The sequence below is a fragment of the Neptuniibacter sp. QD57_21 genome, assembly GCF_047778075.1.
GTDB lineage: Bacteria > Pseudomonadota > Gammaproteobacteria > Pseudomonadales > Balneatricaceae > Neptuniibacter.
In genome coordinates, this window is the sequence record NZ_CP180549.1 from 3,368,018 (window position 1) to 3,382,271 (window position 14,254).

Annotated in this window: 13 protein-coding genes; all 13 read right to left on the reverse strand. The window is 45.3% G+C overall.

All coding sequences use genetic code 11. The features are described from left to right. Positions 1 to 16 precede the first annotated feature (16 nt). The 13 genes from ACMXYS_RS15325 to rimM all read right to left on the reverse strand — a co-directional run bounded on the left by ACMXYS_RS15325 (position 17) and on the right by rimM (position 14,246). Positions 17 to 637 (reverse strand): NUDIX domain-containing protein, encoded by a 621-nt coding sequence (locus ACMXYS_RS15325; protein ID WP_415897041.1) that lies wholly within the window; start codon positions 635 to 637, stop codon positions 17 to 19. Between the two features lie 138 nt (positions 638 to 775). Continuing rightward, a complete protein-coding gene (locus ACMXYS_RS15330) occupies positions 776 to 2,578 on the reverse strand; it encodes an EAL domain-containing protein (protein WP_415897042.1) in 1,803 nt (600 codons plus the stop codon). A gap of 134 nt (positions 2,579 to 2,712) precedes the next feature. Beyond that, positions 2,713 to 3,582: a deoxyribonuclease IV gene (nfo, locus tag ACMXYS_RS15335; RefSeq protein WP_415897043.1), complete on the reverse strand. Its 870-nt coding sequence runs from the start codon at positions 3,580 to 3,582 to the stop codon at positions 2,713 to 2,715. A gap of 82 nt (positions 3,583 to 3,664) precedes the next feature. Next, positions 3,665 to 5,398, reverse strand: a complete 1,734-nt coding sequence (recJ, locus tag ACMXYS_RS15340) for a single-stranded-DNA-specific exonuclease RecJ (RefSeq protein WP_415897044.1) — start codon at positions 5,396 to 5,398, stop codon at positions 3,665 to 3,667. After that, positions 5,398 to 6,216 carry a YdcF family protein gene (locus ACMXYS_RS15345; protein WP_415897045.1) on the reverse strand — a complete coding sequence of 273 codons (819 nt, stop codon included), beginning with the start codon at positions 6,214 to 6,216 and terminating at the stop codon, positions 5,398 to 5,400. The genes recJ and ACMXYS_RS15345 overlap by 1 nt, the downstream gene beginning before the upstream one ends. A gap of 91 nt (positions 6,217 to 6,307) precedes the next feature. Continuing rightward, the gene (gene thrC / locus ACMXYS_RS15350) at positions 6,308 to 7,702 is read right to left on the reverse strand and encodes a threonine synthase (protein WP_415882548.1); all 1,395 of its coding nucleotides are present in this window, start codon (positions 7,700 to 7,702) and stop codon (positions 6,308 to 6,310) included. Between the two features lie 12 nt (positions 7,703 to 7,714). Then, positions 7,715 to 9,016: a homoserine dehydrogenase gene (locus ACMXYS_RS15355; protein ID WP_415897046.1), complete on the reverse strand. Its 1,302-nt coding sequence runs from the start codon at positions 9,014 to 9,016 to the stop codon at positions 7,715 to 7,717. 191 nt (positions 9,017 to 9,207) lie between these two features. Continuing rightward, positions 9,208 to 9,948 carry a DsbC family protein gene (locus ACMXYS_RS15360; protein ID WP_415897047.1) on the reverse strand — a complete coding sequence of 247 codons (741 nt, stop codon included), beginning with the start codon at positions 9,946 to 9,948 and terminating at the stop codon, positions 9,208 to 9,210. A gap of 87 nt (positions 9,949 to 10,035) precedes the next feature. Then, the gene (gene xerD, locus ACMXYS_RS15365; protein ID WP_415898265.1) at positions 10,036 to 10,881 is read right to left on the reverse strand and encodes a site-specific tyrosine recombinase XerD; all 846 of its coding nucleotides are present in this window, start codon (positions 10,879 to 10,881) and stop codon (positions 10,036 to 10,038) included. 105 nt (positions 10,882 to 10,986) lie between these two features. Then, on the reverse strand, positions 10,987 to 12,402 hold the full coding sequence (locus tag ACMXYS_RS15370; protein WP_415897048.1) for a hypothetical protein: 1,416 nt from the start codon (positions 12,400 to 12,402) through the stop codon (positions 10,987 to 10,989). 183 nt (positions 12,403 to 12,585) lie between these two features. Next, a complete protein-coding gene (rplS, locus tag ACMXYS_RS15375) occupies positions 12,586 to 12,942 on the reverse strand; it encodes a 50S ribosomal protein L19 (protein WP_415882552.1) in 357 nt (118 codons plus the stop codon). Positions 12,943 to 12,959: 17 nt separating this feature from the next. After that, the gene (gene trmD, locus ACMXYS_RS15380) at positions 12,960 to 13,709 is read right to left on the reverse strand and encodes a tRNA (guanosine(37)-N1)-methyltransferase TrmD (RefSeq protein WP_415882553.1); all 750 of its coding nucleotides are present in this window, start codon (positions 13,707 to 13,709) and stop codon (positions 12,960 to 12,962) included. A 3-nt stretch (positions 13,710 to 13,712) separates the two neighbouring features. Beyond that, the gene (gene rimM / locus ACMXYS_RS15385; RefSeq protein WP_415897049.1) at positions 13,713 to 14,246 is read right to left on the reverse strand and encodes a ribosome maturation factor RimM; all 534 of its coding nucleotides are present in this window, start codon (positions 14,244 to 14,246) and stop codon (positions 13,713 to 13,715) included. Positions 14,247 to 14,254 lie beyond the last annotated feature (8 nt).

A 14,254-nucleotide genomic window follows, 5' to 3' on the forward strand; every position in this document is an offset into this window, starting at 1 on the left:
ATTTATCGTTTACTACTTACTGCCAACGCTGATCGAGCGCTGACTTATTTAACTGTAGCCACTGCAGAGCAATTATCGCAGGGGCATTATTAATTATACCTTGTTGTACTAATTCAAAGGCCTCTTCCACCGGAATCACATGCACTTTGATATCTTCGCCCTCTTCCGGCAAACCATGAATGCCTTCGACACCACTGGAATCCACCTGAGCACAAAGTAGATCGATATACTCTCGCGTTGCTCCAGTACTCGGTGAGAAACGGGTGATGTGCTTGATCTCACCTAGCTGCGCCCCCGCTTCTTCGACTGCTTCACGGCGAGCGACATCTTCAGTGGTTTCACCTTTCTCGACAATACCTGCCACCAGCTCCAGCAACCAAGGCCCATCAGGGCTATCGAACGCACCTACACGGAACTGCTCAATCAAAACAACCGATTGTTTAACCGCATCATAGAGCAGCGCACATACAGCATCATCACGGTAAAACAGCTCACGCTGGATCTCTATCTCACTGCCAGCAAAAGTTTTATGCCGCAGATAGAGTTTGTGCATTTGAAAGAAACCATCGTACAGGGTTTCTTGTTTATCGATGTTGAAATCTTTTTGACCAAAACTTGGTTGCCATTTCTCAGACATGTGCTGTTCCTGTCATTGACTAGCGAATAACTCACTATATCAATTAACCAGCTCATCAAGCCAATTGATCAATCCATTTCGAAATGAAAAATTAGAGAGGTTAGCCCTTAGGAATAGGGCTAAGATAGAAATTTCAGCTTACGCAAAGCACCTTAAGCTATCGGCAACCGAATTAGTAATGCAGCGCCGACGGGATACAAACATCGCGCTCTCAGCAGATTTTTTAGCTTCTTTTTTAGCCATGGCCGCAAGCTCTGCCACCTCATGAAAGCTGTTGCAACAACAAGGATCAGGGTGAACAACACCGACAGCTAAGCCCAAAAACGAGAAAAAGGTACGGTTATCTTGACGATCACTCGCCCAGATTCCACCCGCTTTGAGATCCGCATCGCAGTAGAACCCTTTTACCGCTTTATCGAACTCGCGAATGATCCGCTCACAACTCAACTGCCAATCAGGTGAGCGATAGATCACAACAAAGTCATCGCCCCCGACATGGCCGATGAAATTTGAATCATAAGAGGCGTGTTGCACCAGCAATTCACCCAACAAACGAATTACCTGATCCCCTTTGGAATAACCGTAACAATCGTTAAAGGGCTTAAAGTTATTCAAGTCGAAATAAGCGACATGAAAGTCAGCCGATTGGTTAAGCAACACATCCACTTCGTTATTGATCGGGACATTACCCGGCAAAAGCGTCAGCGGGTTAGCATATTGCGCATTTTGCACTTTGAGTTCGGTCAATCGCTTCAACAGATCTCGTACATTACCCATACCAACATAAAGATCGTTCTGAGTAATAATCAAATCCTGCTGGATCTCATTCTGTTCATGCTCTGTGATAAGCCGAGAGACTTCATCCAAGCTCATCCCTGCATCCACAATAAGCACGTCATGAGACAAGATCCGCTCGACCGGTTTTGTACCATAAAGCGCTCGACCATATTGGGTAGAGAACAGCTCAAACAAACTGGACCTTCTCACTACACCTTGAGGTACGCCTTCATGCACAACCGGTAGAGAGCTTACTTCGGGGTGCGTTCTAAATAGGTCACTCACCGACAGCACAGTATCTTGAATGGAAACAGTTGGAGCATTGCGTAATAGAGAATGAGCCGTCTCACAGTTCTCAACTCGAGGAGCATTTGCAGATTCGTAGACATCAACAACAGGAGGCTCTACTGTTTGCGGCTCTGGGCTTGGATAACCAAGGTAAAAACCTTGGCCAATATTGATCCCCAGCTCTTTGATCGTTTTGACTTCTTCTTGACGTTCAATCCCTTCAGCAATGACTTTGCAGCCCATGGTATTACTGATGTTGTAGATCGAGCGTACGAACTCACGTTTTACCGGATCACTATCAATATCAGAGATAAAATGGCGATCAATTTTGACGTATTCAGGCTTTAGCTCTGACCACAATTTCAAGCCGGAGTAACCTGTCCCCAAATCATCTACCGCAACTTGGAAACCCATATTTCGGTAATGCTCAACGGCAGCATGAGTCAGGCCTTGTTGATCAAATGGGTGCTGTTCAGAAAGCTCTATGACGATATCTTGAATTGAGATACCTAACTCTTGTAACAGTTCAGCCGTAAAACCTTCTGTGTGTTCTGGCGTCCCTAACAAAGACGCACTGATATTAAGAAAGAGTTGCCCACCTGGGTTCAACTCAGCAAATGCTTCAAGGGATTTTCGTCGTGATAGCAACTCAAGTGTGTGTAACAAGTTGTTTTCAATGGCTGTCTGAAACAATGCGCCAGGCGAAGCCATAACCGTGCCCGCAGGCCCGCGGATTAAGGCCTCATGACCAATAACAACATTGTTTTTTAAATCCACAATTGGCTGAAAATGTGGATAAAGTGATTCTGACTCTAAAATATCGAAAAGATACTTACGACGTGACTCAGCATCGACCTCATTTGTTGCAAGCAACATACTTACTCACCTGTGATGCACTATTCTTAGACGCACAGGCTAGCTAGAAAGGATGACACTTAAGTGACAAACGCGAAAATATCTACCATTTATATGAGTATTCAGATATACAACCGCCTAAATATTAGACAATTCTAATCAAAATCACCCAACGTAAACTGACGCAGCATTTGAATTTCTTCAGCCCAGATCGTTTCATCAATGGTTTCCAACACCAATGGAATCCCTCGGAAACGGTCATCACGCATAATGAATTTAAAGACCTCTAGACCGATTTCTCCCTGACCTAGACTGTGATGGCGATCTAAGCGCGAGTCTAAACCTCCTTTAGAGTCATTCAGGTGCATCCCTTTCAGGTAATCAAAACCGACGATATTGGCGAAGTCTTCAAAGACCTCAGCACAGCTCTCTTGGGTACGAATATCGTAGCCAGCCGCAAACATGTGACAGGTATCGATACACACACCAACACGATTTTTATCTTCTACTTGATCAATAATGGCGGCTAACTGTTCAAAGCTAAATCCAAGGTTACTTCCTTGGCCTGCTGTATTCTCAATTACCGCCACAACGGATTCAGTTTGCGCAATTGCCCAGTTAAGAGACTCAGCGATCTTAGCGATACACTCCTCTTCACTGATCTTGCGCAGATGACTCCCCGGATGAAAATTAAGATAAACCAAACCCAACTGCTCACAGCGCTGCATCTCATCTAAAAATGCATCGCGAGATTTCTGCAACGCTTCCTCTTCCGGATGGCCCAAGTTAATCAGATAGGAATCATGAGGAAGGATCTGCTCAGGCTTAAAGTTTAGTGCTGCGCAGTTTTTCTTAAACGAGGCGATTGTCTTTGAATCTAAAGGTTTTGCCATCCAACGTCGCTGATTTTTAGTGAATAAGGCAAAGGCATTGGCTTCTATTTCTTTGGCATTAAGTGGGGCATTTTGCACACCACCGCTAGCGCTGACATGCGCACCAACGTAGTAAGGCAGTAGATCAGACATCAATTATTCACTTCAGTGTAGATAGGAAAGCAGCCATTCAGCTGCTTCCAATTAAGAATCAAAAATAGAGGCGGCAACGATACTACTCAGTCAGTAGATGATCCACCAGCATTTGCACCGATCGTTTACCGCGGAACTCATTGACATCCAAACGGTACACAGCTCTGACTTGAGTAATATCCTGATCCGGCCAAAGTTCCATATCAGCGTTAAACTGAATCGCATCAACAGCTAAACCAGAAATCGGCTCCATCAACACCATTTTCAGATGTCTTTGACCAACCACTCGTTGCTGGATCAAGGTAAATTGGCCATCAAACAGGGGTTCAGGGAACTGATGCCCCCAAGGACCGGCATCACGTAACAGCTCTGCTAACTCGATCGTCATATCTGCAGCGGTAAGCTCACCATCGGTTAACACCTCTTGCTGGAGGTCTGATTCACTTAATTGGCGTCTAACCTCTTCATCAAAAGCGCTTTGAAACAGCTCTAGATCTGTAGCTTTGATAGTTAAGCCAGCAGCCATGGCATGACCACCAAACTTACGCAAAAGCGATGGATACCTTGCAGCAATAGCATCTAAACCATCTCGTACATGGAAACCCGGAATCGATCGTGCAGAGCCTTTTAATTCATCCTCATCACCTTGAGCAAAGGCAATCACAGGTCTGTGAGTTCGATCTTTAATCCTAGAAGCCAGAATACCGATCACGCCTTGATGCCACTCGGGCTCATACAGAGATAGACCGTACGGCAGCTGCGCAGAGTCTAGTTGCAGCTTATCCAGCAGGTCGAGCGCTTGTTGCTGCATCTCCTGCTCTATTCCCTTACGCTCCTGATTGAGGTCGTTCAGTGTAGCGGCTAGATCTTTAGCTTTCTGCTCCGACTCGGTCAACAAACACTCGATACCGATCGACATATCTTCCAGACGGCCAGCTGCATTCAAGCGTGGCGCAATAGCAAAGCCAAGGTCGGACGAAGCCACTTTATGCTGCTGACGGCCTGATAACTCGATTAACGCTTTAAGGCCTGGGCGACAGCGGCCCGCTTTGATACGCTGAAGACCTTGATGAACCAGCACACGATTGTTTTGCTCTAAAGGAACAACATCTGCAACCGTTCCTAAAGCAACAAGGTCTAAGAGCGAACCTAAATTAGGACTCGGCAACCCATTTAAATTAAACCAATCTTTTTGCTGTAACATTCGGCGCAGCGCAATCATCACATAAAAGATCACACCAACACCGCAGGTAGATTTAGCCGTAAACTGACAATCAGGCTGATTAGGGTTGACGATGGCACAAGCTGCAGGAAGCTCCTTACCAGCCAAATGGTGATCCGTAACGATCACATCTAAACCCGCAGCATTCGCCACAGCAACGCCCTCGATACTCGAAATACCATTATCTACTGTGATCAACAGATCTGGGGATTGTTTCAGGGCTTCCGCTACAATCTCTGGACTTAAGCCATAGCCATATTCAAAACGGTTAGGCACCAGATAGCCAACCTCTGCCACGCCCATCATCCGTAGCGCTAAAACAGCAACTGAGGTACTGGTCGCACCATCACAGTCAAAATCACCAATGATTAAGATTTTTTCGCGATGCTTTAATGCCCTAACTAAACGGTTAACGGCTCCATCTATACCTGCCAAGCCGCTATCGGGCAAAAGCTCATTCAAGCTCCTGCCAAGCCCTTGCAGATCATGCACTCCACGTGATGCATAGATACGGGCTAAAACTGGATTTACCTGCTGAAACACAGGTACAGATGTATCGACCTGCGGCCTCGGTGAAATGCTTAACTGCTTCATTAGTTCTCTAATTCAATGGTGCTAACAGGTGCAGGGAACAACACGTCGGTTTTCTCAGTGTAGTGATATGCCAACAGGCCAATCCACTCCCTTACGGCAGTGTTTAGACCATTCATATTTGTATTTAGATCAGGCGTAAAACGCATTGTACCGGCGCGGTAATCTACTGGAAATGCAATAACATCGATACCAAGCTTACGATAAATACCAACAGACCGCGGCATATGGAATGCTGATGTCACTAACAACCACTTACCTTCAACTTTACCTTCAGCATTCGCAATCAAATCTTTGGTATAGATCGCATTTTGAAAGGTATTACGCGAATCCCTTTCAATAGTGACACGCGAGCCCATCCCTTGATGGTTCAACCATTGTTCAGCTACATCACCACCTCGAAACTCGGGTGCTAGAATTGACCCAGAGCCGCCGGTAAAAACAACTTTAGCGTCAGGGTAACGTAGCATTAAACTAGGTAACGCCATCAAACGGTCTGCAGCCTGATTAAATTCCGGCCATTGCGTATGGGAAGACATCTCAGCATTTTCACCACCACCAAGAACAATAATGCCAGCGATAGGCTCTTTAATTTCGGACAAGACAGGCTGTGGAAAGCGCTGCTCCAAGGGCTCTAGCAAATAATTAGCCATTGGATAAACACTAATTGTCAGCATGGCTAACACAGAGGTCCAGACCAAAAACACGCCTAATGCTCGGCGCCATAACAACAAGCCAAACAGCAGCATTAATAGTAAAAAGTGATCCGGTTGCGCCACAAACCATAAGATCTTAGAGAGTAGAAAAAACTGATCAGCCATATCCATAGGCCCCTGAATTATTATTTTTCTATCAGATACAAAAAACCCGACGCGAACGTCGGGTTTTGAGAATATCACATCTGATCAATAGTTACTCAGTGTGTACGTGACTCGCAACATACTGCTGAACAGTGTTCAGGTCGTTGTCTAGCACTTCTAGCTTCTCTTCACGTTCGAATAGATCAGCCATATGTGCCGGTAACTGCGGTGCATCCAAACCAGCTTTAACCACTGGTTCAGGGAATTTAACCGGATGCGCTGTTGATAATGTAATCATTGGCACTGATTGATCACGGTTACATTCACGGCCAGCCTTAACACCGATCGCGGTATGCGGATCTAGAAGATATTCAGTCTCTTCGAATACCTGCTTGATCACATCACAGGTTGTCTCATCATCTACCGCATAGCTATCGAATAGTTCGCGAACTTTTTCCCAACGAGCGGGATCTAGTTCAACAGACTCTTTCGAGAAGCGTGCCATTAGATCACTGATCTCTTCACCATTACGGCCGTATACATCAAACAGCATACGCTCGAAATTAGAAGACACCATGATATCCATAGATGGAGATAGCGTGTGAACCAACTCACCTTTAGACATGTCGTTACCAGAGATAACACGGTGCAGAATGTCATTTTTGTTAGTTGCAACAACTAGCTGCTTAACCGGCAAGCCCATCTGCTTCGCCAAGTAACCTGCGAAGATATCGCCAAAGTTACCTGTAGGTACAGAGAAGCTTACTTCACGGTGAGGACCACCCACAGCCAAAGAAGCAGAGAAGTAGTAAACGATCTGAGCCATGATACGCGCCCAGTTGATCGAGTTTACTGCACCTAGCTTCATGCCTTTCAGGAAGTCCTGATTAGCAAAGCTGTCTTTAACCATCTGTTGGCAATCATCAAAGTTACCTTCCAGCGCGATATTAAAGACATTGTCTTTAATGATCGTCGTCATCTGACGACGCTGAACTTCTGATACGCGGTTATGCGGATGCAGAATAAAGATATCTAGGTGCTTGCTGTGGCAGCAGCCTTCGATCGCAGCAGAACCCGTGTCACCGGAAGTTGCTCCCATGATCACTAAGTGTTCGCCACGTTTCTCCAGTGCATAGTCCATCAAACGGCCTAGCAACTGCAGTGCGAAGTCTTTAAACGCTAGTGTCGGGCCGTGGAACAGTTCCAGAACCCACTCGTTAGTACCTAGCTCTTTCAACGGTGCTACAGCGATGTGATTGAAACCGGCATAGGTTTCATCAATCATCTTTTTGAGATCAGCATCGTCGATACAATCATCAACGAATGGCTTAATCACGTTGTAAGCAAGCTCGTTGTACGGCAAACCAGCCCAAGAAGCGATCTCTTCTTTACTAAATGTTGGCAGTGTTTCTGGCACGTATAGACCACCATCACTTGCCAAACCAGCCAGCAAAACCTCTTCAAAGTTCATTGCCGGAGCCTGTCCCCGGGTAGAGATATATTTCACGGGGTTTACTCCTTAACTATCAAAGTGCTCAGCACGGATACGTGTAACCGAACCGTTGATTTCATCTAATGCTTCGATCTGAGCAATTGCATCATTCACTTTTTGCTCAAGAACAGACTGAGTCAGGATAATTACTGGAACCTGGTCTTCAGCTGTTTCTTTCTGGATGATCGCTTCGATATTGATATCTTGCGCACCTAGGATGCTAGAGATCTTAGCTAGAACACCTGGTTTCTCCTGTGCGTTCATGCGCAGGTAGTAAGCAGATTCTGTTTGTTCAATTGGCAGAATCGGCGCATCAGATAGCTCAGTTGGCTGGAAGGCCAAGTGAGGTACACGGTTGTCACGATCAGCTGTTAGCGTACGAACAACATCAACGATATCCGCAACAACTGCTGACGCTGTTGGTTCAGCACCCGCACCTGCTCCGTAATACATAGTTTGGCCTACTGCATCACCGTCAACTAGCACAGCGTTCATTACGCCGTTTACGTTAGCGATTAGCGCTGATTCAGGGATCAGTGTTGGGTGAACACGCAGCTCAACACCATTGTCAGTGCGGCGAGTGATACCTAGATGCTTGATGCGGTAGCCTAGTTCTTCAGCATACTGCACGTCTTCACGTGTAATTTTGCTGATGCCTTCAGTGAATGCTTTTTCAAACTGTAACGGTACACCAAACGCCAAAGACGCAAGAATGGTTAGTTTGTGAGCAGCATCGATACCTTCGACATCGAACGTTGGATCCGCTTCTGCGTAACCAAGCTCTTGTGCTTCTGCCAATACATCTTCAAATGCACGACCTTTGTCACGCATTTCAGTCATGATGAAGTTACCAGTACCGTTGATGATACCCGCCAACCAGTTGATCTTGTTTGCAGAAAGGCCTTCACGGATCGCTTTGATGATCGGAATACCACCCGCAACAGACGCTTCGAACGCAACCATTACGTTCTTCTTCTGAGCCGCTTCAAAGATCTCGTTACCGTGAACCGCAATCAGTGCTTTGTTTGCAGTTACAACGTGCTTACCGTGCTCAATCGCTGTCAAAACAAGCTCTTTAGCAACGTCATAGCCACCGATCAGTTCAACGACAACATCGATTTCTGGATTTTTAGCTACAGCAAAAATATCGTTGGTAATCTGAGTGCCTTTGGTATCGCAATCTGGGTTTGTGTCGCGAGCACCAACCTCTTCAACAATAATCTTGCGGCCTGCTCGACGAGCAATCTCTTCCGCATTGCGCTTCAGCACATTAAATGTGCCACCACCGACTGTACCTAGTCCGCAGATACCAACTTTAACCGGTTTCAAACCTGCACCTCGCATGCTGTTGAACTAAAAAAAACCGCGATAGCCTCTTTTTTTCAGGCAATTACCGCAATCTACAAAAAATAAGGCGGGTATTATAGCCAAAACAAGGCAATAGCTCTATCTCTGAGCCCATTATGACCCAACAAATAAAAAAGGAGGCTATTTAGCCTCCTTCTCAGTACCGCAGTGGGTTATTTTTCAAGATCTAACAGGTTAACCAACTGCTGAGCTGGCGCATACCCTGGGTACAAACGACCATCTTCAAAAATAATTGCAGGCGTACCTGTCACACCAACAGACTGACCCAACTGCAGCTGATCTAATACAGGGTTATCACACGTTTTAGCTGCTGGGCGAATGCCTGATTTAGCTTGATCCATCGCTTGACGACGACCTTCAGCACCTTCAGCACACCAAATTGATACCATGCTTTTAAAAGTACCGGTACCGGTTCCATTTCGCGGGTAAGCCAAATAATTAACTTGAACGCCTTGCTCATTCAGAGCAGGAATCTCTGCATGGAGTTTACGGCAATAAGGGCAATCTACATCAGTAAAGATATTTACCGTCGCTTTTACTTCACCCTTAGGTTTATAAACAACTAACTTTTCTTCATCCAGATCAGCCATCTGAACTTTACGCTGTGCACTTTTCTTACGTTCGGTCAGATCAACAAACCCTTCTTTGTCAGTGAAGCGATAGAGTTTACCAATAAGAAAGTATTCACCCTTCTCATCGGCATATAGCACTTCACCACTATTTAACTCGACTTCACGCAATCCAGTTAAAGGCGCATCGCCAATCTCTTTCACAACGATTCGAGCATCTACTTTTTTAAGGTTCTGCTCGATAAGCCCTTCAGCTTCTGCTGCCATTACTGATGTCGCCACACACGCCCAAAGGCAAGCAAACGTTTTAAATAAGTTTTTCATAAAATTTCCAAATCTAATAAAGCTCAGACTTATCCCAATACCAAGAAGAGACTCTCGATCTCACGAAAAGTTCCACAGTCTAGCAGATTAACCTCGCGGGTGATGCTGCTGATGCAAGGATTGCAGTCGCTGTTGTGCTACATGGGTATAGATCTGCGTGGTTGATAGATCACTGTGGCCCAACAACATCTGAACTACACGTAGATCAGCACCATGATTGATCAAATGAGTTGCAAAAGCGTGTCTCAAAACGTGTGGCGATAATGGCTTATCAATACCTGCTGTTAGCGCATGACGTTTGACTCGATGCCAAAAAGTTTGCCGCGTCATCTGCTGACCGCGTCTACTTGGAAACACTACATCGCCAACCTCTTCACCCATTAGAAGAGGGCGTACTTGTGAATCGTAGCGCCTTACCCAACTAATCGCCTCATCACCTAAGGGTACTAGGCGCTCTTTACCGCCTTTACCCATGACGCGAATCACCCCCTGATTAAGATTCATTTCATGGACTTTCAGAGAGACCAATTCAGAAACACGCAATCCAGTTGCATATAGCACCTCCAGCATCGCGCGATCTCTAAACTGCACTGGATCATTTAGCTCTGGTGCCTCTAGCAAAGCTTCGACATCGGCCTCAGTTAAGGTTTTTGGCAGACTACGACCTTTTTTCGGGCTTTGAATTAGTAGCACAGGGTCTTCCTCTATCTCCCCTTCTCGAAGGAGATATCGGTACAAGCCTCGCAAGCAGGATAACATTCTGGAAGTTGAGCTCGGCCTTAACCGTTCTTTTACTCGCCACCCAAGGTAAGCCTGTATATCGGCCTTTGTACAAGTAAGTAAACGAACGGCATTGGGACGTAGCCAAATGGCAAACTGAGTTAGATCACGTCGGTAAGACGCTAAGGTATTATCACTTAACCCCTTCTCCATCCAAATCGCATCTAAATAGGTATCAATTAACTGCGCATCATTGGGATGCACAGTCTCGGCCTCACGTTTTACTACCACTTAAACTCCAAACGTCAGACAAACATACTAATGATATAACTTCGCACTTTGAATTTTATCGTAAGCCATCGGGTAAGTTGCTGTGCCACGACCACTAACGACTCGGTGCTCAACGGTAATGACCTTATCGGTTACAGCGACTAACCGTCCCTCTACTTTCTGACCAAAGTAAGTGTAGAGAATCACTGATTTCCCGATATGAGCTTCTAATTCCGTCACATCGATATCTTTGAAAGACTTTTCATATTCGATTTTAGGCTTCGGCTTCGGAAAAGGCTTTATTGCAGAACCCGGTTTCAGTTCTTCTGCAACCGCATCTACTGGCTCAGTCGTTTGAACCTCGTCACCCAATACAAATTCTGGCGTTTCCTGAGGCTTCATAAGCTCTTCAAGTAAACGCTCCCCTTCCAGGTCTGGTTCGGCCCAATCCAATCCATCCAAAGAAACATGCTTTTTGCTGAATTCAACATAGGGATTTAACTCACGCACAAGATCACTAGGGGTTTGAATCGACGCTAAGGACTGAACACCAAAACCTTTAGGAACATCCACACGTAGATAAATAGAACCACTAGGAGCATTTAAACCATCTAATGCTGTAAGAAGATCATCAGGAATTTTCCAACCTTCATACTTCAAACGCTTTGAAAGAAGGGATTTATAACGTTCCCTATATTGTTTAACTGGCTCTTTGTTTAGGCCAGCACAAAACTTATTACGCTTTTTGTTATAACCCCGATCAAAATATCGAGCTTCAAAATGCTTTAGTTGTGGCTGAGCAAACACGATAGACTGCATATTCAGTGCATCGCTCGCAACTTTGAGCACCAACGACATACTCATATTCGCGACCTGCTTTGTTCTACTTTGCAGATCAAAATTAAGCTCTTTATCTACTGAATCGAAATGATACTGAAAGGAAGCATCCGTGTTCAGTACACCATAGCCCATTTTACGGACCTCAGGCAGACCTATAAATTCCAAACCGCCACAAGCTAAAGCATCATAACCAGATCCAGCATTACGCTGAGAATCTAATGCAATTCGCCCCCAATCCTGTATATATCCGCTGTTCAGGTTTATATCGATACCTTTGATATCAACATTGAAGGCATCAGGTAGCTCACCCTTCGAGAGCTTTTCTTCCAATTCAAGAACAAAGCCCCATGAAGGCGCCTTCAGTACTGCCGACTGAACACCAATTTTACCTTCAGAGCCGGTTGGTACAAATGAAATACCTTTAAGCCCTACCTGAGCTTCAACAAGATCGATATGAATATCTTGATAACTCATTGCTGCAAAAGGCGCGATATCCTTTGCAAAGTTTTCCGCTGCAGCAGAGACTTTCCACCAGACAAAACCATACACACCAGCAAACAAGGCAATCGGCGCACAAATTACTGCCAGCACAGCTGCAATTTTTTTAATTACATTAACTTGCATAAAACCTAGCTCCGAAAGCTCTCCCTCTATGCACGGAACTCTAATGATAGTTGTTATTATGGGTGGGAATTGGCAAATCTGTCCAACCCTTTATCTATCCAATTGATACTTCTCAATTATTAAGTACAAAACAAAAACAAAAAAAGCGGCATAAAGCCGCTTTTTTTAAGAGAGAAAGGAGAATTAACCCAACTTCTCTTTGATACGTGCAGACTTACCGCTACGCTCACGTAGGTAGTAAAGTTTAGCCTGGCGAACATCACCACGACGCTTAACTTCAATGCTATCTACAGTAGTGCTGAACGTCTGGAATGTACGCTCAACGCCAACACCGTGAGAGATCTTACGAACTGTGAATGCAGAGTTTACACCACGGTTACGCTTACCTAGAACAACGCCTTCAAATGCCTGTAGACGTGTACGGTTGCCTTCTACTACTTTTACCTGAACTACAACAGTATCACCTGGTGCGAATTCTGGTACTTCTTTGTTCATTTGTTCAGCTTCAAGCTGCTGAATAATTAGGTTTTTGCCGCTCATCGCTTGCTCCTAAACATTCAACCTTCGGACCCTTGGGTCTCCCGGATAAAATCGGTTAACAATGACTTTTGTTCAGCGTCCAACTCAAGATTTTCCAGCAAATCAGGCCGGCGTTGCCAGGTTCTTCCTAATTGCTGTTTCAGACGCCAACGTCTGATCTCTTTATGGTTGCCGCTCAACAACACTTCAGGCACTTGCATATCGTCGAACTGTTCTGGTCGAGTGTAGTGAGGACAGTCAAGCAAACCATCATGAAATGAATCTTCGGTAGCCGAATCCTGATGCCCTAAGACGCCAGGTACTAAACGAGAAACAGCATCAATCATAGTCATGGCCGGCAATTCACCGCCACTGAGGACAAAATCCCCTAACGACCATTCTTCATCAATTTCCGTTTCTATCAGGCGTTCATCAATACCTTCATAACGCCCTGCTACCAGAATCAACCTCTCACGAGAAGCTAGTTCCTGTACTCCCTTATGATCCATACGCCGGCCCTGCGGTGAAAGATAAATAACTTTAGCTTCTCCACCCGCAGCTGCTTTTGCAGCATGAATAGCATCCCTTAGAGGTTGAACTTTCATCAACATCCCTGGGCCGCCACCATAAGGTCGGTCATCCACAGTTTTATGCTTATCATGTGCAAAGTCTCTAGGACTCCAGCACTGCATCTGTATCAAACCATTTTTCACCGCTTTACCTGTTACGCCGTAGCAACGAATTGCATCAAACATTTCAGGAAAGAGTGTCACCACCCCGAACCACATGGTTCAGAACTCTGGGTCCCAATCGACCCACATAGCACCTGTTTCCAAGTCAATCTTTTTAATCACCTGATCAGGAAGGTAAGGCAACAGACGCTCTTTTTGATCAATGCTATCTGCTGTGCCTTTTACCACCAGCACATCATTTGCACCGGTTTCCATCAGGCGAACCACCTTGCCTAACAATTGGTCAGACTCGGTATAAACTAATAGGTTTTGCAACTGGCTCCAGTAGTACTCGCCCTCTTCCAAATCTGGAAGCTGGCTTGAATCTACCGCAATATCGTAACCACAATACTTAGCGGCGATATCACGATCATCTACTCCTGCCAATTTAGCTATCAGACCTTTGCCATGACGCTTGCTGGCTTCAACCTCTACAGGTTTTAAAACACCATCAACCTTTAATAGCCAAGGTTTGTAATTGAAAATATTCTCCATAGGGTCCGTATGCGAGTAAACCTTTACCCAACCTTTAACCCCATAGACTGCAGTAATTTTTCCGACAATGAGTTGTTCATTATTTGGATTACTGCTCATTTTCAATC

Excerpts from the sequence above, each read along its gene's own strand:
- ACMXYS_RS15325 (WP_415897041.1), bottom strand. The coding sequence starts at position 637 with ATGTCTGAGAAATGGCAACCAAGTTTTGGTCAAAAAGATTTCAACATC.
- ACMXYS_RS15330 (WP_415897042.1), bottom strand. The coding sequence starts at position 2,578 with ATGTTGCTTGCAACAAATGAGGTCGATGCTGAGTCACGTCGTAAGTAT.
- nfo (WP_415897043.1), bottom strand. The coding sequence starts at position 3,582 with ATGTCTGATCTACTGCCTTACTACGTTGGTGCGCATGTCAGCGCTAGC.
- recJ (WP_415897044.1), bottom strand. The coding sequence starts at position 5,398 with ATGAAGCAGTTAAGCATTTCACCGAGGCCGCAGGTCGATACATCTGTA.
- ACMXYS_RS15345 (WP_415897045.1), bottom strand. The coding sequence starts at position 6,216 with ATGGCTGATCAGTTTTTTCTACTCTCTAAGATCTTATGGTTTGTGGCG.
- ACMXYS_RS15360 (WP_415897047.1), bottom strand. The coding sequence starts at position 9,948 with ATGAAAAACTTATTTAAAACGTTTGCTTGCCTTTGGGCGTGTGTGGCG.
- xerD (WP_415898265.1), bottom strand. The coding sequence starts at position 10,881 with ATGGAGAAGGGGTTAAGTGATAATACCTTAGCGTCTTACCGACGTGAT.
- ACMXYS_RS15370 (WP_415897048.1), bottom strand. The coding sequence starts at position 12,402 with ATGCAAGTTAATGTAATTAAAAAAATTGCAGCTGTGCTGGCAGTAATT.
- rplS (WP_415882552.1), bottom strand. The coding sequence starts at position 12,942 with ATGAGCGGCAAAAACCTAATTATTCAGCAGCTTGAAGCTGAACAAATG.
- trmD (WP_415882553.1), bottom strand. The coding sequence starts at position 13,709 with ATGTGGTTCGGGGTGGTGACACTCTTTCCTGAAATGTTTGATGCAATT.
- rimM (WP_415897049.1), bottom strand. The coding sequence starts at position 14,246 with ATGAGCAGTAATCCAAATAATGAACAACTCATTGTCGGAAAAATTACT.